18 protein-coding genes and 1 riboswitch are annotated in these 19,343 nt (G+C 38.8%); of the genes, 9 read left to right on the plus strand and 9 right to left on the minus strand.

Going from position 1 to position 19,343, the window contains the following annotated elements:
• Positions 1-281: 281 nt before the first annotated feature.
• On the plus strand, positions 282-2,438 hold the full coding sequence (locus NBX03_RS01405) for a Tex family protein (protein WP_250228996.1): 2,157 nt from the start codon (positions 282-284) through the stop codon (positions 2,436-2,438).
• Between the two features lie 64 nt (positions 2,439-2,502).
• Here NBX03_RS01405 and NBX03_RS01410 read toward each other — a convergent pair whose 3' ends face one another.
• A complete protein-coding gene (locus NBX03_RS01410; RefSeq protein ID WP_250228997.1) occupies positions 2,503-2,799 on the minus strand; it encodes a hypothetical protein in 297 nt (98 codons plus the stop codon).
• 59 nt (positions 2,800-2,858) lie between these two features.
• Positions 2,859-2,984: riboswitch (FMN riboswitch) on the plus strand.
• A 315-nt stretch (positions 2,985-3,299) separates the two neighbouring features.
• Here NBX03_RS01410 and NBX03_RS01415 point away from each other — a divergent pair.
• Positions 3,300-3,908 (plus strand): ECF transporter S component, encoded by a 609-nt coding sequence (locus tag NBX03_RS01415; protein ID WP_250228998.1) that lies wholly within the window; start codon positions 3,300-3,302, stop codon positions 3,906-3,908.
• A 42-nt stretch (positions 3,909-3,950) separates the two neighbouring features.
• Here NBX03_RS01415 and NBX03_RS15850 read toward each other — a convergent pair whose 3' ends face one another.
• Positions 3,951-4,082 (minus strand): OadG-related small transporter subunit, encoded by a 132-nt coding sequence (locus tag NBX03_RS15850; RefSeq protein ID WP_267134865.1) that lies wholly within the window; start codon positions 4,080-4,082, stop codon positions 3,951-3,953.
• Positions 4,083-4,339: 257 nt separating this feature from the next.
• Positions 4,340-5,494, minus strand: a complete 1,155-nt coding sequence (locus NBX03_RS01420) for a sodium ion-translocating decarboxylase subunit beta (RefSeq protein ID WP_250228999.1) — start codon at positions 5,492-5,494, stop codon at positions 4,340-4,342.
• Positions 5,495-5,919: 425 nt separating this feature from the next.
• Here NBX03_RS01420 and NBX03_RS01425 point away from each other — a divergent pair, with 425 nt between their 5' ends.
• The 7 genes from NBX03_RS01425 (at position 5,920) to NBX03_RS01455 (ending at position 11,718) form a co-directional block, all read left to right on the plus strand.
• Positions 5,920-6,144, plus strand: a complete 225-nt coding sequence (locus NBX03_RS01425; protein WP_250229000.1) for a hypothetical protein — start codon at positions 5,920-5,922, stop codon at positions 6,142-6,144.
• A 618-nt stretch (positions 6,145-6,762) separates the two neighbouring features.
• Entirely contained in the window at positions 6,763-7,521 is a 759-nt protein-coding gene (locus NBX03_RS01430) for a GntR family transcriptional regulator (protein ID WP_250229001.1), read from the plus strand.
• 344 nt (positions 7,522-7,865) lie between these two features.
• Positions 7,866-8,939, plus strand: a complete 1,074-nt coding sequence (locus tag NBX03_RS01435; RefSeq protein ID WP_250229002.1) for an SIS domain-containing protein — start codon at positions 7,866-7,868, stop codon at positions 8,937-8,939.
• A 12-nt stretch (positions 8,940-8,951) separates the two neighbouring features.
• Entirely contained in the window at positions 8,952-9,347 is a 396-nt protein-coding gene (locus tag NBX03_RS01440; protein ID WP_250229003.1) for a PTS sugar transporter subunit IIA, read from the plus strand.
• A 252-nt stretch (positions 9,348-9,599) separates the two neighbouring features.
• Complete coding sequence (locus NBX03_RS01445) at positions 9,600-10,091, plus strand: PTS sugar transporter subunit IIB (RefSeq protein WP_250229004.1); 492 nt, start codon at positions 9,600-9,602, stop codon at positions 10,089-10,091.
• A gap of 40 nt (positions 10,092-10,131) precedes the next feature.
• Positions 10,132-10,872: a PTS mannose/fructose/sorbose/N-acetylgalactosamine transporter subunit IIC gene (locus NBX03_RS01450; protein ID WP_250229005.1), complete on the plus strand. Its 741-nt coding sequence runs from the start codon at positions 10,132-10,134 to the stop codon at positions 10,870-10,872.
• Positions 10,873-10,884: 12 nt separating this feature from the next.
• A complete protein-coding gene (locus tag NBX03_RS01455) occupies positions 10,885-11,718 on the plus strand; it encodes a PTS system mannose/fructose/sorbose family transporter subunit IID (protein ID WP_250229006.1) in 834 nt (277 codons plus the stop codon).
• A gap of 491 nt (positions 11,719-12,209) precedes the next feature.
• On the opposite strand, the gene NBX03_RS01460 is transcribed toward NBX03_RS01455, so the two are convergent.
• The 6 genes from NBX03_RS01460 to NBX03_RS01485 form a co-directional block, all read right to left on the minus strand.
• Positions 12,210-12,605, minus strand: coding sequence for a methylglyoxal synthase (locus NBX03_RS01460; RefSeq protein WP_250229007.1), 396 nt, complete (start codon positions 12,603-12,605; stop codon positions 12,210-12,212).
• A gap of 4 nt (positions 12,606-12,609) precedes the next feature.
• On the minus strand, positions 12,610-13,767 hold the full coding sequence (locus NBX03_RS01465; protein WP_250229008.1) for an FtsW/RodA/SpoVE family cell cycle protein: 1,158 nt from the start codon (positions 13,765-13,767) through the stop codon (positions 12,610-12,612).
• Positions 13,768-14,093: 326 nt separating this feature from the next.
• Entirely contained in the window at positions 14,094-14,369 is a 276-nt protein-coding gene (minE, locus tag NBX03_RS01470; RefSeq protein WP_250229009.1) for a cell division topological specificity factor MinE, read from the minus strand.
• A gap of 15 nt (positions 14,370-14,384) precedes the next feature.
• Positions 14,385-15,179: a septum site-determining protein MinD gene (gene minD / locus NBX03_RS01475; RefSeq protein ID WP_250229010.1), complete on the minus strand. Its 795-nt coding sequence runs from the start codon at positions 15,177-15,179 to the stop codon at positions 14,385-14,387.
• Positions 15,180-15,655: 476 nt separating this feature from the next.
• Positions 15,656-16,327, minus strand: a complete 672-nt coding sequence (minC, locus tag NBX03_RS01480; RefSeq protein ID WP_250229011.1) for a septum site-determining protein MinC — start codon at positions 16,325-16,327, stop codon at positions 15,656-15,658.
• A 438-nt stretch (positions 16,328-16,765) separates the two neighbouring features.
• On the minus strand, positions 16,766-19,327 hold the full coding sequence (locus NBX03_RS01485; protein WP_250229012.1) for a peptidoglycan D,D-transpeptidase FtsI family protein: 2,562 nt from the start codon (positions 19,325-19,327) through the stop codon (positions 16,766-16,768).
• Between the last annotated feature and the right edge of the window lie 16 nt (positions 19,328-19,343).

Here is a 19,343-nt window from a genome sequence, read left to right on the forward strand (position 1 = left end):
AAGTTTGGGATGAAAATACATACTTCTGTCCCTATTAGGGTATTTGGAAAGAAGCTAATTTATGGTAAAATAATAAAAGGGCCTAAATAAAGGCTCTGAAATTTAAGGATAAAGGCTGTTCAAAAAAACTGCCTTTTAATCTGATATTATTTTATATTGAGTCAAGTATATAGTAAATTTAAAGTTAACCAGTAGCAAGGCCGAATATTCCAGACTTTTGTTACTTCTACATAATAAATTTACTATAGATACAAATGAGTTTATGTTGGAAAGGATAAAATATGGATATTTTAAAGACCTTGGAAAACGAATTTTTATTAAAAACCTATCAGGTAGAGAACACAGTAAAGCTTATAGATGAAGGGAACACCATTCCCTTTATTTCCAGATACCGTAAAGAAATGACAGGCTCCATAGATGACCAGACCCTGAGAGAAATATATGACAGGCTTCTATATTTAAGGAATATGGAGGAAAGGCGCAGCCAAGTTAAAGCAATTATAGAAGAACAAGGGAACTTAACCGAAGAAATCGAAAAATCCCTTTCGGAAGCTAAAACCATGGCTGAAATAGAAGATATTTACCGCCCCTATAAGCCTAAGAGAAGAACAAGGGCAATGATTGCCAAAGAAAAGGGCTTAGAGCCTTTGGCTATGATGATATGGGAGCAGAATATTCATAAGGAAATAGCTGCAATAGCGGAAGACTTTATAAACGAAGAAAAAGAAATCCTTACTTCTTCCGATGCCATGCAGGGAGCCATGGATATTATAGCAGAGATTATATCGGACGATGCCGATTTCAGAGGAATCATAAGAAAAGAATATAACGATAAAGGCTTTCTTTCTTCAAAGGCTGTAGATACGGAAAAAGAGTCTGTATACGAAATGTATTACGATTTTTCAGAGCCTGTAAATAAAATAGCCTCTCACCGGGTTCTTGCTGTAAACAGGGGAGAAAAGGAAGGCTTTTTAAACGTAAAAATAGAAGCCCCCGACGACGATATCTTAAGAAAAGTATTTTCTAAAATCAACCAGGGCAATCGATATACGGAAGGGTTTTTGGAAGAGGCCCTTGCAGACAGCTATAAAAGGCTTATAGCCCCTTCCATAGAAAGGGAAATCAGAAGCGCCCTTACGGAAAAATCCGAAGAAGGGGCTATCAAGGTTTTCGCGGAAAACTTAAAACAGCTTTTACTCCAGCCCCCTTTGAAGGATAAAACGGTTCTTGCTCTTGACCCGGGCTTTCGGACAGGCTGTAAATTTGCCGTTATGGATAATACGGGAAAGGTCCTTGCAACAGGGGTCGTATATCCTACGCCGCCCCAGTCTAAAATAAAGGAAGCCAAGGAAAAGCTGATTCCCCTTATAGAAAAGCACAATGTAGATATTGTAGCCATCGGAAACGGAACGGCTTCCAGAGAAACGGAAGCCTTTACTGCCGAAATGCTTCACGAGGTTAAAAGAAAGGTATATTATGTCATCGCAAACGAGGCCGGAGCCTCTGTATATTCGGCTTCAAAGCTTGGGGCAGAGGAGTTCCCTGAATTTGACGTTGCCCTTCGTTCTGCGGTTTCCATAGGAAGAAGAATACAGGACCCTCTTGCGGAGCTTGTTAAAATAGACCCTAAAAGCATCGGCGTAGGCCAATACCAGCACGATATGAATCAGAAAAGGCTGGGAGAAGCCCTTGGAGGCGTTGTCGAAAGCTGCGTTAATACAGTAGGGGTTGATTTAAATACGGCAAGCCCCTCTCTTTTAAGCTATGTTTCGGGCATATCTCAAAGCCTTGCAAAAAATATCCTTGAATACAGAGAAGCAAACGGCAAATTCCAAACAAGGAAAGAGCTTCTTAAAGTGAAGAAGCTGGGCCCCAAGGCTTTTGAGCAGTGTGCGGGGTTTTTACGGATAAACGAGGAAAGCTGTAAAGAAATCCTTGATTCTACAGGCGTTCACCCTGAAAGCTATCAGGCCTGCGAAATGCTTCTTGAAAAAACGGGGCATACCAAGGAAGATATCCGCCTTAAAAGAATAGGCAGGCTTTCAGCTGAAATTCATAATCTTGAAGAGCTTTCCAAGGAGCTTAATATAGGCGTATTTACATTGAGAGATATTATAAAGGAGCTTGAAAAACCCGGCAGAGACCCGAGAGAGGACATGCCGCCCCAGATACTGAGAAGCGATGTTTTATCCATGGAAGACCTGCAGGAAGGCATGGTTCTTCAAGGCACCGTCAGAAATGTAATAGACTTCGGCGTTTTTGTAGATATCGGGGTTCATCAGGACGGCCTTGTCCATATTTCAGAAATATCCAATAAATTCATAAAACATCCCCTTGATGTAGTAAAGGTAGGGGATATTGTAAAGGTAAGGGTTTTATCTGTGGATATCAATAAAAAGAGAATATCGTTAAGCATGAAGTTTGAAGATCAAAAGTAAGAATACAATAGGAATTTTTAGGAAAAGAAATACTTTGAAAGGGGCAGGAATGTATTTCGCGGCTTTAATAGAAAAGCGCCGGGGATTTTATTCCTGCCTTTAAAAGGTTTAAAAAGTAAGCGAAGGTCCCTTTTTCCAAAACCCCAATAGCAGACTTCTTCACGGCAGGCCGACGAAAAAATACTGAAAAAGGTATTATTTTGGCAGCCCCAATAATACTCAATTTGATGAAAGAGTAATTTTTTCTCTGTAAATTATAATCAAGATAAAAATTTCGAAGGAATTTTTGCTTTGGTTCTGCCAGCCCTTCGCGAAGTATAAACCCTTCATGCGTTTGCCTGAGAAATTTTCTCTTTGCCATTGTTTTTTTACTTAATCAATGATATAATATCTATGTAATATTAAAATTTAATATTTTTAATTAAACTTCAGGGCAGGGTGCAATTCCCTACCGGTGGTATAGCCCACGACCGGCTTATTTTTATAAGCCGCTGAATTGGTGAAATTCCAATGCCGACAGTACAGTCTGGATGAAAGAGGTTTAAATGAAGCACGCTTTTATGCGCTTTTTTTAACGCCCTGAGTTTTCTGGGCGTTTTTTTATTGATGATGGGCAGGCATAAACTTAAAGAGCGGAGCAGATATTATAACTGCTCTGAAACTTAAGAAATATAGTAAATAAAACTGAAAAAGATGAAGTTTATTTACTGTAGGCTGAGGAAAAGCTTGTGAAGCTGAAAACAGAAAGACGGTTTTCAATTTTCATGAGCATTGCCGTTTGAACTGCCGGCAATCCCATTTCATTTATAAAACGCCATAATACTAATTGAATTAGTATAAGAATATTCGGGAGGGTTTAATTTGAAAAACGATTTTGCATTGCCGCAGAGAATCGGCACGAAACAAATGGCGAGAATAAGCTTTCTTGCAGTCATAGGCTTTGTACTGGAAATGATTAATTTCCCTTTGCCTATTTTCCCCGGGTTTTTAAAGTTCGATTTCAGCAGTCTTCCTTCTTTAATCGGAGGAATGCTGATGGGGCCTTTGCCTGCGGTTTTTATTGAGCTTATTAAAAATCTTTTAAAGGTTATTGTTCAGTCTGAAACCATCGGAATAGGAGAAGTATCCAATTTCATCTGCGGAATTTCTCTTGCTGTTCCGGCTGCTGTTATTTATAGAAAAATGAAAGGCTATAAAGGCTTCATTATAGGAGGCATTACGGGCGTGATTATGCTTACGGTGGTAGCTTCACTGTCCAATTATTTCTTTGTGATACCGGCATATGCTTTTGCCTTCGGCGGAATGGAGGCTATCATAGGCCTTGCAAGCAAGGTTAACGGAAATATCCATGACCTTAAAACCATTATCATGCTTGCCATCATACCTTTTAATATTATTAAAGGAAGTGCCACGGTTCTTGCAGGGGCTGTTATCTACAGGCATCTGCCTATATTTGAAAAAGAAAAATAAGATATCAATAAAAAAAGCCGGGATTTTCCGGCTTTTTATTTATTATTCTTCGTCTTCCTTATAGGGGAAAACCTTATTTAAAACAAGAATCATGATATAAAAAAGTATGAGTACGGAGAAAACTCCGATTAAACCGTAGGACATCACTTGAAATCCCTGGGATAAGGTGTTCATATGAATACCGCCTTTCTATGAAAGTATCGCAAATTAACTTGAAAAATTCCCGGTCAATTGACTTTTCCTTTATTTTATAATGTCTGAAGTCATTTTTATACAATCGGAATAAAAATAAATTGAAGATACAGCAATATAGCTTTGAGGTAGTAATAAAAAACTATTTTTCATAAATGCCTTCATCTATAGAATCGCTTAAATGAAGCCATTCAAAATATACGCTTTTTATTACCTTATTTAAGTTATATTATTATACATTACATTCCTAAAATAACAGGTACGATAGCAAGAATAATTGCCCCTGCAACTACGGAACCAAGCTGGCCGGAAACGTTTGCAGATACGGCCTGCATCAGGATGAAGTTTGTAGGGTCGGCTTCCTTTGCAAGCTTTTGAACGATACGGCTTGACATAGGGAATGCGGAAATACCTGCGGCACCAATCATAGGGTTCACCTTCTGCTTGCTGAAAAGGTTTAAGAATTTAGCAAACAATACGCCGCCTGCGGTATCAAAGATGAATGCCACAAGGCCTAAAGCCATAATAAGGAGCGTCTGGAACTGAAGGAAATCCTCTGCCTTCATGGTAGCACCTATGGTAATACCGAGAACGAGGGTAACGAGGTTTGCAAGTTCATTTTGAGCGGCATTGGAAAGCTTCTCTAATACGCCGCAAACCCTTATTAAATTACCGAACATTAAGGATCCGATAAGGGGAACGCTGATCGGGGCAAGGATACCGGATACGATAGTAACTACAATTGGAAATGCGATAAGAGCCATTTTTGATATTTGAATATCTTTAAATTCCATTCTGATACAGCGTTCTTCCTTGGTGGTAAGGGCCTTTATTACAGGAGGCTGTATGATAGGAACCAAGGACATGTAGGAATAAGCCGCAACGGTAATAGGACCTAAGAATGTAGGAGAAAAGAGCCTTGCTACGAAAATACTTGTAGGGCCGTCGGCAGCACCTATAATGCCTATGGCAGCTGCGTCTTTCAAAGTGATATTAAGGCCCGGGAAGGCTTTTCCAAGAGCAAGGGCCGCAATAATAGTAAAGAAGATACCGAACTGGGCGGCAGCTCCGAAAAGAAGCATTTTAGGCGTTTTTAAAAGAGGGGTAAAGTCTATCATAGCGCCTACCGCTATAAAAATCATAATAGGGAAAAGTTCTGTAATGATGCCCACATTGTAAAACACTTGAAGGAATCCTGCTGCCCCGTCATGCTCCCAAACGATGCCGAAGGGAAGGTTAACGAGAATGGCGCCGAAACCGATAGGTAAAAGCAGCATAGGCTCGTAATCCTTTTTTACGGCAAGATAAATGAGCAGCAGGCCAATCAGATACATGATTATTTTACCGATGCTCAGTTCAAAAACTCCGTTAAACAGTTCTAATAAGATTTCCATTGATAAACAAACCTCCATTTAGTTTAGGGCGTATTTGAAAAGTCAAAAACACGATCTATTTTTCCATAAGTACATTTTCTTCTCGGAAAAAACTCCCAGGTTACCCCGAAATGGCACTTTCTTTCAAAATATCCTTGATTTCATTATTTCAAACATTGCCTAAGCAAGTAAACTGTAAATTAATAAATATGCGTGGCCTTTTGGCAGGCCATTTAAGTAAAATTATATAGTTTTTTGTATTAAAAATCAATAAGCTTGTATCTTATACAAGTTATTGCATAAAGACTATGAGGCCTAAAGGGTAAAAAAGACTAAAACATATGGTAAAATTTGCTATAGCCTGCCGGAGTTAGAGAAAGTTATATTATGGCTTGTCACAGCTTCGGAAAAATTATATGATAGATTTACAAAAGGGGGGATTCACTATGAAAGAACTTGAAAAATTAAGGCTTTTACTTAACAGGAAAATAGAAGAAGGCAATACCCTTGAATCTTTACTTCCCCTAAGTGAAAAATTAGATAAAATGGTTATAAAATTCATGGGGACAGAAGAGACAGAGTATAAGGTAAGTGAAGGAATCGAAGAAGGAATCGAAGAAGAAATTGAAGAAGAAATTGAAGAAGAAATTGAAGAAGGAAACATAGCTTAATGGTCATAGACTTAAGAAATTTGTTCAAGAATTTCAATCCTTAATCAGTATATCTTGTTTTTTATTGAACATTAGAACAAGAAGTTTTTAAAGCAGCAGGAGTGTATATTCCGGCTGCTTTTTTATTCATTATGAAAAGATGTGAATCTAGAAAAAGATACATAAGCTTCAGATGCAGAGTGACCGGTTTGGGCCGACAAAGCAATCAAATTTTATTGGGATTTGTGCTAAAATAATTCTTACATAGAACGTATATAAAAACATATATATAAATATAGATGTTTACATAAATTTTAGGCTCTTATAGATATTTACGTATAGTAAATCAAACAGTAACAAAACCGTATATTCCTACAGGCCCCAAAATGTACTGTTTCCGAAGGAAATTCGCATTTTTATGTCTTTAATGAATCGGTTTTTGCTACTTCTTTATAAGAAGTTTACTATACATGGATAAATTGAAAAAATTAATTACGCCCAAGCACCTTAAAGCAATTTGCAGAAACAGCCGGTAATTTAATATTTGCATGCCTTAAGCAATGCTGTATAAGATGCGGGCATATATTTTTTCGATTTCGCTGAGTATAAAATAAAATTAATATTTAGGAGACTGTTTTTATGAAGGATATACCAAAGTATAAGATTATAGAAAATTATATTCTATCCCAGATAAAAAGCGGCAGGCTTAAAAGAGGAGACCAAATAGAAACAGAGCAGAAAATAAGCGAAAAATTTAATATAGGCCGCCTGACGGTAAATAAGGCGATTATTAATTTGGCCCAGCAGGGATATATTGAAAGGATACCCGGGAAAGGCTCTTTTGTCCGCTCCAATGTAGTTACGAAGAAGGTATCGGCTAAAAGAAGCTTTACCCTCGATATGAAGACTGCAGGCCTTGTGCCCGGCTCTAAATTAATAGACTATAGAATTCTTAAAGGAAAAGAAGCGCCCAATGTAGCCAAATACCTTGCGCTTTCTGAAGACGATCTTATTCATTATTTTATAAGGCTTCGTACGGGAAATAATGACCCTATAGCCCTTAGCTATACTTATATTTCCGCAAAGGTGGTGCCTGCCATCGATATAAACTGCCTTAACAATTCCCTGAATGCATATCTTAATTCCATAGATATATACAGCGCAGCAACGGTGCATAAAATGACGGCTCATATTGCAGATGCCAAACAGGCGAAATATCTGGGGATAACAAATGCCAATGTTGCCCTTTTGCGAAACGCCCATGTGACCTACACGCAGGACAGAAGACCCTATGAATATATAGAGACCTATTACATCAGCTCAAAATTTGAATATATGTTCAGTACGGGATTTGCAGAGGAAGAAAACATCAATCCCTTTAATGATGAGGAAATATAAATAAATTTCCATAGGAGTATGAAGTTAAATGGAATGCTATATAGTAAATTTTATAAAGAAGAAACAAAAAGACTGGTTACTATAGATTTAAAAATACAGGTTTCCTTTGGAAACAGTACATTTTGAGAAAGTGCCTCTCTAGGGGTTTGCTGCTGTTTCAGCTTACTATATATGTTAGAAATTACCGAAAATTAATAAGGATAGCGTTTCTTTTATAGGAAATTACAAAAAAAGCCCTTAGATTTCATGTAAAATGTCTAAGGCTTTTTTTAATTTATATAAAGGAGGCTTCATATAATGATATATATAATTAAAAAATATATAGATATTAGGAGGGTAACCCTTTGAAAAAATGGATGATAGACAGTATGATTGAAGCGCCGGAAACCTGCCGGTACTTATTTCATAACAAAGAAACATACGTACATAAGCTTGTAGATATTTTCCTTCAAAAGAACCATAAAGAAATTGTTTTGGTGGCATCAGGTTCTTCCCATAATATTTCCCAGTGTGCAAGATATGCAATAGAAAATTATTTAGGGGTAAGGGTATCTTGTATAACACCTGTTACATTTTCAAAATATGCATATCGATTTTATGAAGATGCATTGATTCTATGCCTGTCTCAAAGCGGAAAAAGCACCAATACCATAGAAGCCGTAAAAAAGGCAAAGGAATTAAGCTATGATGTAGCGGCAATATCTATGCGGCCGGAAAGCCCCATAACAAATTACTGCGAAAATGTTTTGGAATACGGTACTTACGCCCCGGGAGACGACGTATTCGTATGCAGAGGCGTTCCATCATCCACATTATACTTTATTTTATTTGCCCTTGAAGCAGGCAGGCGGAAAGGCGTTTACCCCGAGGAGAAATATCATATGCGTATGGCTGAAATAGAGGTGCTTATAGAAGCAATGCCTGAAATAAGGGAAAAAAGTGCAGAATTTTACAATTTAAATAAAGAAGAATTTTATTCTATGAAGCGTGTCATGACCATAGGCACAGGGCCCGGCCTTGGGGTCGCCATGGAAGGGGCTTTGAAAATAGAAGAAACCATAGGAATTGCTTCAAATGCCTATGAAACGGAGGAGTTTCTTCATGGGCCGGCTTATGAGGTTAAAAAGGACCACGCTTTGTTTATTGCGGATCTGAACGACACGATGCATTTAAGGCATATGCAGATATTTGAGGCCGCAAAGGAGCTTACGGACAGAGTCTATCTCATAACAAAATCAAAAGAACTTAAGGGAAAGAATATTATGAATATCCCTGAGAAAATATGTCCGTATCTTTTACCGATTTTATTTATTATCCCCTTCCAGTTTATCGCAAGCAGCGTATGCGACGATTTGAGAATTACCGCAATTACCATTTATAATCACAGATTCTCAGAAATGATAAAAACCAAGGCTTAAGGGGCGATTTACGTGAAAAACATTATATTAATTACCCATGGGGACTTGTGCAAGGGTTTTATTTCGGCTTATGACGTAATATGCGGCGGTGAAGATATTTTATCGGCAATTCCCTTGTATTCAGAGGATTCCCCTGAAACAATGGCTGAAAAAATAAAAACCGCCCTTCAAAGTTTCAAAGCAGACGATTTCATCATAATCATGACGGATATTCCAGCAGGGAGCACTACAAAATCTGCCATACCATTTCTTTACGAATATAAAAATCTATATATCATAAGCGGGCTGAATCTGGGTATGCTGCTTGAAATAGCCCTATGCCCCTTTGAGGGAGATATTTCAGAAACCATAAGGCATGTTGTAGAACAAAGCAAGGAAAATATACAGTTTATAAACGACTGTTTATAATACAGTGAAATAGCCTTAAGGCAGTAACAAAAATCTATTTTTCATAAGCGGCTTAATATAAGAGAAGCGCTTATATTAAGCCATTCATAGCCAGCAAAGCTGAAAAGACCTTTGTTAACTATAAGAGACGTTCATCTGAAAACACTTTTGAAGCTTCACTATAAGTATTTTCAGGTTCATTAAATATAAAATATATGATTTTTGTTACTGTAATTAAACTATTTTACTATACCTAAAGAAAGGGGAGGTAATATGGTCAAACTTTTAAGAATAGACGACAGGCTTATTCATGGGCAGGTTGCGGTTTACTGGGTAAAGGCCGTGGAAGCAGATACCATTGTGGTGGCGGACGATAAGCATGCGGGAAGCGCAATGCTTAAAATGACCCTCAGCGTGGGTAAGCCTTCAGGGGTAAAAATGGAGGTGCTGAGGATAGAAGATGCCATAGCTTATATTAATAAGCCCTCTAACAGTAAAAATAAGATGCTTGTAGTTACAGGAAGCTGCCGCGATGCATTGAAGATTGCGGAAGGCTGTGAAGGGATTAAAGATGTTAATCTAGGAGGCATACGGCACGCCGAAGGAAGAGTATCTGTGGCAAGGCAGATTTTTGTTGCGAAGGAAGATATTGAAGCCCTCGGCCAGATAGAAGTCATGGGGAAAAACGTATTTCTCCAGGAAATTCCAAGCAAGGATAAAATAAGCTTCAGCGAAGTAAAGCAAACCTATGAAAAAAACAAATAAGCTTAACACAAATCTATTAAAATAAAAAGAAGGTGTGAACATGCATATCATTCAATGTATCCTTGTTGCTCTGGTTCATGTGCTGGGCATAATCGACGGGCGTATTTTCGGGCAGAACCTTATGAATACACCTATCGTTGAAGCGGCTCTTGTAGGCCTTATTATGGGGGATTTACAGACGGGGCTTATTATGGGAGCAACTTTACAGCTTATTTTCATGGGCTTTGTAGGCATAGGAGCCACAAGCCTGCCCAATTCCTCCGCAGGAACAATACTTGCCGTATTCTTTGCCATCAGCTCCAATTTAGATGCTGAAAGCGCCATCGCTCTTTCAATGCCCATAGCCTTATTATTCCAGCCTTGCGGCATTATACCGAGAATCATAAACAATATGTTTAACCCCCGTTGTGACGCCGCTGCCGCAGCAGGCAACGAAAAGGCTATAGAAAAATATTTCTGGGCCGGCGTTTTCATGTTCTTTATTATTTATTTCGTACCCATGTTTCTTGCTACATATTTCGGCCAGGGACCTGTTGAGGCTATATTAAACTTTATACCGCCGGTAGTTTTAAGCGGCCTTAATAAAGCTTCCACCATGCTTCCGGCACTGGGCATAGCGCTCCTTATGAACTATATTATCGACGGAGAAAGCATGCCTTATATGTTTTTAGGATTTATTTTAGCGGCTTATCTGGGCCTTGATTCCCTTGGGGTTGCCGCTTTAGGCCTTATTATTGCCGTAATATATTACGGCGCAAGCAGAAAAAAGCAAGAAGCGTAGAAGGAGGCAGCTATGGATAATTTTATTGGAAATATGGATAAAAAAGAGTTTATGAAAGGCTTTTGGCGTTCCTGCTGCCTTCAAGGCTGCTTTAATTATGAAAGACAGCAGGGCATTGGCTTTGGATACGCCATGATCCCTCATTTAAAACGAATCTATAAAGACGACCCCGAAGGCTATAAGGAAGCCCTGAAACGCCATGTGACATTTTTTAATATCACCCCTCAATGCACAACCTTCGTACAGGGCATTGCCGTTTCCATGGAAGAAGAAGCCGCCGCCCATAAGGATTTTGACACCTCTTCCATTAACGCCGTAAAAACTGCTCTTATGGGGCCCCTTTCAGGCATCGGGGATTCTGTATTCTGGGGAACCCTCAGAACCATCGGTCTTGGTATTGGATTATCTTTCTGCCTTCAGGGAAATATCTTAGGCCCTATATTGTTTTTGCTGATTCATAATATTCCCCATTGGTTTGTAAGATATAAAGGGCTGCAAATCGGCTATACCCAAGGCCTTTCCTTTATGGAAAGCGCAACGGAGGGGGGCCTTCTGGAAGGCTTTACAACAGCCGCCAAGATTCTTGGGGCAACCGTCGTCGGGTGTATGATTTCATCGATGATAAAGTTTTCAACCTCTATGACCTTTGACATGGGTAACCATCAGACCTTAGCCGTTCAAAGCATCTTTGACCAGATAGCCCCGAAGCTTCTGCCTCTTGGCTTAGCCATGGCCTGCTTTTTCCTCGTAAGAAAGGGGAAGAAAACAACAACCGTAATGCTTATTTTATTTGTTATGGCATTTGTTCTTGCGTGGCTTGAAGGTATTTTTCCGGCTATTGCATAACAGTAAACAGTTTCAGGAGAGTAAAAAACCTATTTTTATAAAGGGCTTAAATATATAGAAGCGCTTATAGTAAATTTCAAGTTAAACAATAACAAAACCGTATAGTTTCCGAAGGAAATCCGTGTTTTTGTACGAAGCGAACTTGGAAAAGAATACGGGCCGTAAGCCTGAAAATCTTTTTTAAGTGAGTGTTTTCCTATCGTTATCAAACTTGTTTTTTATGTTGGTAACGATGAATTCGTGGCAAATAGGTTTTTGTTACTTCTTTATAAGAAATTTACTATATACTAAGCCATTCATAGTCAACAAAATTGAAAAGCTCTTTATTGGCTATAAGGGGACGTTCACCTGAAAATACTTTTACAGCTTCACTGTAAGTGATTTCAGGTTCACTAAATATAAAATATAAGGTTTTTGTTATTCTAGTTAAATTATTTTACGATATCTACTTTACGGCACAAAAAAAGCTGTTGCTTTGCAACAGCTTTTTTTTATTTAAGAATATTTCTCCAATCAAGGTCGCCCCTATCGAGGGCCATGATTAAAGCCTCGGCAGTAGCAAGATTTGTTGCTAAAGGTATATTATGAATATCGCAAAGCTTAAACACCACATTGTTATCCCCGTCGGCTAAAAAGGGCTGAAGGGGGTCTCTAAGAAAAATAACAAGGTCAATATCATTGTGGGAAATAAGGCTTCCCATCTGCTGTTCTCCGCCTAAATGGCCGGAAAGGAATTTATGAACAGATAAATTGGTATTGTCCTCGATGAGGCGTCCGGTAGTGTCTGTGGCATAGAGCTCATGCTTAATGAGAATATGCCTGTAAGCGATGCAGAGGTTTTCCATCAATTTCTTTTTGTTATCATGGGCCATAAGCGCCACGTTCATAAAATCACTCCTCAAATAATGACTTGGGTTTAACCATGCCGACATTAATAACAAGGCCTACGCAAAGCATATTTACCCACATGGCGCTTCCTCCGTAGGAAACAAAGGGGAGGGCCATACCCGTATTGGGTAAAAGATTGGTGGCAACACCGATATTTACAAAGGTCTGAAATGTAAACATGAAGGCTGTGCCGGCGGCAATGAGCCTTCCAGTAAGAGTATCGGCTTTATACGCGATAGCAATACATTTAATAACAATAAGAAGAATAACGAAAAGCACGGCCATGCAGCCAATATATCCAAATTCCTCTCCGATTACAGCAAATATAAAGTCGTTGTGGCTTGCAGGCAGATAGTTCAGGGAATTCAGTGTTCCGTTGTAAAGGCCTTGTCCGTTCAGCTGGCCGCTTGCTATGGCTTTTACAGACTGGCCGGTTTGATACAGAATATCTTTCGAACCAAGCTCCGGGTTGAGAAAGGGAAGAATTCTGTGTTCAATCTGGTAGGGCTTTAATATTTTATCAATAAATATATGGTCAGGACGCAAAAGGTCCTGAATGACTATAATAGCGGAAGGAATACCTACGGCAAAAACCGCCGCTATATATTTATAGCTTATCCCCCCTACGAAAATCATGACTGTTGCAATGACAACAATAACTAAAGAAGCCGAAAGAGAAGGTTGTTTCATAACCAAAATAAAAGGTATAATTACGCTTAGTATAATAAACATAAGCATAAATATATTATTAATCTTATCGTTGAATTTGTCAATAAATTTGGATAGATAAACTATCATAAAAATCTTGGCGAATTCCGAAGGCTGGATACTTGCGCCCCCGATACCCAGCTGCCTTGTGGCGCCAAGGTTCGTAGAATGGCCTATTTGAATAACGAGCACTAAAAGAACAATATTTACCACATAAGCAACGATATAAAATTTTGATATAAATTTATAATCTATGAAGCTTACAATAATAAGCATGATTATTCCCGTAACAAACCAAAGCTGCTGTTTGCTGTATTCAAGCGCATAGCCCTCAGTGTTAATATGCTTTGCGCTTCCTATGACTATAATTCCGAAAATAGATAAGGAACATACTAAAATAAAAAGCACATAGTCAAATGCTCGAAGCTTTCTCTTAAATTCATTGAAGTCCATGGCAATCTTCCAATACAAATAAAATAACCAATATTTATTAAAGCCCTTAAAGTGTAGATAAAAGAGCTTTTTTGGCCAGAAGGTTAAAAAAGCGTAAATTTTATACGAAACGAAGATGAAAATTACACAAACATAAGCTTGTAAGCAGTTTTTCAAGGGAGGTCTCTTTATAGTTAACAAACATTTTTCATCTTTGTTAATTATGATAATTTAAATCTTTGCCTTAAATTATCACCTCATCTGAGGAAAACCTTATAGCCGATGGAACAAAAGGTTCTTTTTTCAAAAATCCTGATTAAAGCCCTTTAAAGGCTCTAATAAAAACCCTATTTAACCTTTTTCATTGCCTTAATAGGGATATTGGCATAAAGGGTCGGCACAGATTCGCCTTTTGTATCCGTTGGGGTCTGAGTTATTTGAATATCAAGCTCTTCTTCGTCAATTTCCATATAGTTTGAAATAACCTTAAGAATGTCAACTTTAAGCATTTCAAGAACTTGGGTTGAACAATTTACCCTGTCGTGTACAAGAACGAGTTTAAGCCTTTCTTTGGCGATATTTTTTGAAGGCTCCTTTCTTGTGAAAAAACTGAAAAAATCCATTTAACTCACATCCTTTTATTTTCCGCCGAATAATTTTTTAAACCTCTGGAAGAAGTTTTCGTTTTCACTCATATCCATAAAGGGAACGTTTTCTCCCATTAATCTTTTGGTAATATTTCTAAAGGCCTGTCCCGCTTTTGAATTCATATCGGCAACGGCAGGCTCTCCTCTGTTTGTGGAAACAACGATGCTTTCATCGTCGGGAACAACCCCTAATATGTCTATGGCGAGGATTTCCGTAACGTCTTCTATGGCCATCATATCGCCTCTTTTAACCATATCCGGCCGAACTCTGTTGAGTATCAAGGTCGGGTTTTTTAAACTATGTGCTTCAAGAAGGCCGATGATTCTATCGGCGTCTCTTACGGCAGATACTTCCGGCGTAGTTACAACAACGGCTTTGTCGGCGCCTGAAATAGCGTTTTTAAAGCCTTGCTCTATTCCCGCGGGGCAATCTATAACCACAAAATCAAATTCTTCCTTAAGGCTTTCGCAGAGCTTACGCATCTGCTCCGGTGTTATGGCGTCTTTATCCTTTGTCTGGGCGGCCGGCATAAGAAAAAGATTCGGGTAACGCTTGTCCTTAATCAGGGCCTGCTTAATACGGCAGTTTCCGTCAATAACATCTATAATATCATATACTATGCGGTTTTCAAGGCCCATAACAACGTCAAGGTTTCTAAGGCCGATGTCGGCGTCAACCAATGCCACCTTTTTGCCCTCTATTGCCAGTCCTGCGCCTAAATTGGCAGATGTGGTGGTTTTGCCCACGCCTCCTTTACCAGAGGTTACAACTATAACTTCACTCATGAAAGTTCCTCCTATACCATATTGACGATTATAGTAAACGAATATGAAAACAAATATAATGAAATAAAAGGAACCTATGTATGCCTTATTTCTTAGCATTTGTTAATTATGTATTTCGTTTACTTTTAAAGTAAATTTCACTTAGGGGAGTAAGAAAAACCTATTTACTGCTGCTCAAAAATTGGATATCCTTCAGAAATCTTACATTTTCAAGTAATAATGAATAAACGGTTTCTGTTACTGTTTAATTTTAAATTTATTATATATGTACGGTGACAGGCTTTATATTTATTATTAGAGCCTATCGGCATATTTTTATATAAATATTAACATATCATAGTTATTTTATCAAAAAAGCGCGCAGCTTGCATTAAAATATTACTAACAAAAAACTTCAAAATATTCCTGCAAATGGAATGAAAGCCAGTTATATACATTTTGCACGGCCAATTGAGCCGGCAGCCTGGATTACCTCGCTAAACAAGAGGCGCTATGTAAATCTGTTCGTCCTGTATAAAGGCATAGGACGGTATGCTGTCTTTCATTTTGCCGCTTTTTGTTGCTTCTTCTGCAAGAGAAGTAATGATATTTGAAATTCGAAGCTGAGTAGGCATAAGCTTAAGGGCGGCTACAAAACACTCATCGTTTCCGCCGGAGCCGGCATGGGCAAGCCCCTTCAAAGAGCCTAAGATAATGATGTTTCCTTCGGCGATAATTTCCCCGCCGGGATTTACATCGCCGATTACGATGATGCTTCCTTTATGCTTTATGCTCATTCCCGAGCGGATATTTCCCTTATGGAAAATTGCGTCGTTATTGTCCCAGCTGATTAATTTATTAAAATCAGATGTTACTAAAGAAAGCCCCCCAGGATTTTGCCCTACGGCTTTTACTTGGTTCTGCTCTCTGATGACAGAGGTTATATCCAAATCCGTTTCTGCACAGATAATGTCAAGAAGTTCCTTTTCCTCCGCCGTACTAATGGCACGGCCTTTAAAAAGCAACGATGTTTTGGCATTACCGAAAAACCGTTTGGATTTTGAGACCTTTTCCTTTAAATCATTTTTTATAAGTGTAAAGTCGGAATTATCATCCAGCATGACGATAATATTATCTTTTGTGGCCTTAAAATAAACATTGCTGTTCATATATAACCTCCGTATTACTGCTTCCTATTGCATTAGCAAGAGTTTCATATTTATGGCTTTAAATATAAATTTTACCATAAAAGCAAATAAAAATATATTGTTTTATGAATAATTATCAGAACAAACGCATAAAAATGGCGGTTCTGTCGCCAAAATGAGAGTTTGGCATGATAAAGTTTCTTTAGAAACTTTATATATCCTTAAATTCTGCCGGAGATGAATTCCGTAAAAACAATTAAAATTTACAATGTTAAAAGAGGACTTTATTCTTAGTTCTTTAGTCTATACTTGATTCAATTGAAATAGTATCTTTGCTAAATTGCTTTTAAAATTAAAATCAAAAAGCAAATTCTAATAAGTATAACCGTCTCAATCAAAATATTTACTTTGGTATAAAGCAAAGAGCTGTATCGCCTGTAAATTATTAATATTTGCTTTTTATCTTGTAAGGCTGTTAGGAGGGGCCGCTTCCTCCGGTTCTTTATTCAGCTTATAATAAGCGCTTATAACGTCTTTTGCAACGATGGTTGAAGGGGAAGCCACGGTTTTCGTATCACTGAAAGGTATGGATACATAAATGGCGATTTCAGGGTCTTCATAAGGGGCAAAGCCTGCAAAGGACGTATGAGACGGACGGGTTATTTTAGCTTCCTCGGCAGTTCCTGTCTTTCCTGCAATATCTATAGGAAAATCTGAAAAGATATTTCTTGCGGTTCCCTTAGAACCGTTTATAACCATACGCATTCCGCTGTGAACAGTGTTCCAGGTAGACTCTGATATTTCATCGCCAAGGCTTTCGGATACGGGAATATATTCCTGTGTTCCGTCAGAACCTGTTATTCTATTTAAAAGATGCAGATCGTAAAGGGTTCCTTTCGTTGCCAGTGCGGCCGTATACCGTGCCATTACGGCAGAAGGATAAGCGTTCAGGAACTGGCCTATGGAGGTTGCGATGGTGTTTCCGTCGAACCAGTCGGCGTCTTCGCCTTCTACAACCTTCTTTTTGGCAAGGGAGCTCATGTTTACAGGGTCCTTGGCTTTATAAAGCTCTCCGATTTCAACCCCTGTTCCTTCGTCAAAGCCCAAAAGAGACATGTATTTATTGAGGGTGTTGATGGAGTCCATTTTGTTGTTTTGCTTTGCGTTTCCCATGCGGAAGGAAACCTCATAAAAGAAGTAGTTTGTACTTCTTTCAAGTGCCTGCTCAACGTTTATATAGCCTTCGCCGGATTTGTTCCAGCTGGACTGATAAGGCTTTCCGGCTTCCGTAAAGGTTACCTTGTCAAGGATTCTTGTGTTTTTATCTATAATGCCTGTTTCAAGGGCGGCGATAGCCGTAACCATTTTAAATGTGGAGCCGGGGGCACGAGGCTCTGAAAAGGGCCTGTTGACAAGCGGCGTCGTAGGGTCGTTCAGAAGCTTCGGATAAACCTGATTCATATTTGTTATAAAATCGTTTGAATCGTATGTGGGATAAGTAGGGGCGGCAAGCACATCTCCCGTATTGACGTCTACAACCACAAGGGAGCCTGTGCAGGGGTCTACATTGGTCATCTGGGGCGTGAGCTCCCCTGATTTAAGCTTATCTATAATAAGGGATAAATGGCTTATGCGTCCGTTTTTAAAATCATTAATATAGTCCTCATCGCCTGTGATTATACCCTGTTCAAAAAGAAGCAAAATTGCATCTTTGACGCTTAATTCATCGTTTTCTATTGCTTCCGATATAATTTGGTTGATATGGTTCTGACCTTCTGTTGTACCGGGGTCTGCGTATTCATCTTTAGATAAAACAAGCTCCTTTATTGTATAGCTTACGGTATCCGGCGTGCTTTGGAAAACATCTTTTGCCGAAATATTATTTGCCTTTACCAAAGAAAAAAGGAGTTCTTTTACAGTAAGGCGGAAACTTGTGCTGCTTTTGCTTTCAAGGCGGGATATAATAATATCCGTAAGCTGCTTTTCAAGGATTTCATAGGCTTCCTTTTGAAGCTCCGCGTCTATGGTTAGAAATACATTATCCCCTACAACAGGGTCTATGCGGCTTTCGCTAAGCTCGTCAACCCTTCTGCCGTAGGCATTTATTACGACTGTGAGTTTTCCGTTTTCGCCTTTTAAGTTCTCTTCAAAGGATTTTTCAATTCCCGATTTGCCTATGATTTCCATGGAGACTTCATAGCCTTTTTTTGCAAGCTCTTCAGGATTGTCGCTGTCGGAAATTTTGCCTACATAGCCTACAATATGGCTTAAATATTTTCCGTAGGGGTAGCTTCTTAAGGCTTCCTTATCCACAAATACGGAACGGTATTTTTCAGAGTCTTCTTCGATTCTCGTAACGGTATCAAGGCATACGTTTTGAGCAACTAAAACAGGATTATAGGAATAATACCGCACAAGATACATTTTTGAACGAAGGGAAACAATGTTTCTTGCGTCTTCTTCTTTAATATAGTCATGATAATTCGCTGTTTCTTTATCTATAAGGCCGAATCTTTCTTTAAGGATATCCATGGCCTCTTCTGCCGTAACATCTTCTTCGGAATTGTTAGGGAGAAGGCCCATGTCGTCAAGCCATCGGGTCTTTTTGGCGGCTGCGTTTTCCCCGTAAAATGTATATTCATAGGGCCTTGTTAAAGTAATGGGCAAATCGTCCTGGTAGGCTTCACCATTTTCCTTCAAAAGATTTGAAAGGTTTAAAAGAACTTTGTTCAGTTCCTTTGCAGGCATAGTGATGCTAGGGTCCAGCTTAACGCTGTAAACAGACTGGTTTACGGCAAGGGGCCTTCCGTAGCGGTCGTAAATAGAGCCTCTCTGGGCCTGCAGGGGTATGCTTCTTGCAATCGTAGCCGTAAGCTCGCTTTTTATTTTTTCTCCTTCAACGATTTGAAGCTGGAAAAGCTTTGAGCTAAGGATATAAAAAAGCAGCAGAATAACCGCCGTAAGAATAAAAAGCCTGTTTAAAAAAAATCCTATGATGTTTTTAAATATGGAATCTCTCATTTTTGTTTACCTGTAT

This window comes from Anaeropeptidivorans aminofermentans (assembly GCF_940670685.1).
GTDB classification, from domain to species: domain Bacteria; phylum Bacillota; class Clostridia; order Lachnospirales; family UBA5962; genus Anaeropeptidivorans; species Anaeropeptidivorans aminofermentans.

Coding starts and splice junctions, on each gene's coding strand:
- NBX03_RS01450 (WP_250229005.1), top strand. CDS start 10,132: ATGCATATCATTCAATGTATCCTTGTTGCTCTGGTTCATGTGCTGGGC.
- NBX03_RS01445 (WP_250229004.1), top strand. CDS start 9,600: ATGGTCAAACTTTTAAGAATAGACGACAGGCTTATTCATGGGCAGGTT.
- NBX03_RS01430 (WP_250229001.1), top strand. CDS start 6,763: ATGAAGGATATACCAAAGTATAAGATTATAGAAAATTATATTCTATCC.
- NBX03_RS15850 (WP_267134865.1), bottom strand. CDS start 4,082: ATGAACACCTTATCCCAGGGATTTCAAGTGATGTCCTACGGTTTAATC.
- NBX03_RS01420 (WP_250228999.1), bottom strand. CDS start 5,494: ATGGAAATCTTATTAGAACTGTTTAACGGAGTTTTTGAACTGAGCATC.
- NBX03_RS01410 (WP_250228997.1), bottom strand. CDS start 2,799: ATGGCAAAGAGAAAATTTCTCAGGCAAACGCATGAAGGGTTTATACTT.
- NBX03_RS01465 (WP_250229008.1), bottom strand. CDS start 13,767: ATGGACTTCAATGAATTTAAGAGAAAGCTTCGAGCATTTGACTATGTG.
- NBX03_RS01425 (WP_250229000.1), top strand. CDS start 5,920: ATGAAAGAACTTGAAAAATTAAGGCTTTTACTTAACAGGAAAATAGAA.
- NBX03_RS01485 (WP_250229012.1), bottom strand. CDS start 19,327: ATGAGAGATTCCATATTTAAAAACATCATAGGATTTTTTTTAAACAGG.
- minE (WP_250229009.1), bottom strand. CDS start 14,369: ATGGATTTTTTCAGTTTTTTCACAAGAAAGGAGCCTTCAAAAAATATC.
- NBX03_RS01405 (WP_250228996.1), top strand. CDS start 282: ATGGATATTTTAAAGACCTTGGAAAACGAATTTTTATTAAAAACCTAT.
- minC (WP_250229011.1), bottom strand. CDS start 16,327: ATGAACAGCAATGTTTATTTTAAGGCCACAAAAGATAATATTATCGTC.
- minD (WP_250229010.1), bottom strand. CDS start 15,179: ATGAGTGAAGTTATAGTTGTAACCTCTGGTAAAGGAGGCGTGGGCAAA.
- NBX03_RS01460 (WP_250229007.1), bottom strand. CDS start 12,605: ATGAACGTGGCGCTTATGGCCCATGATAACAAAAAGAAATTGATGGAA.
- NBX03_RS01455 (WP_250229006.1), top strand. CDS start 10,885: ATGGATAATTTTATTGGAAATATGGATAAAAAAGAGTTTATGAAAGGC.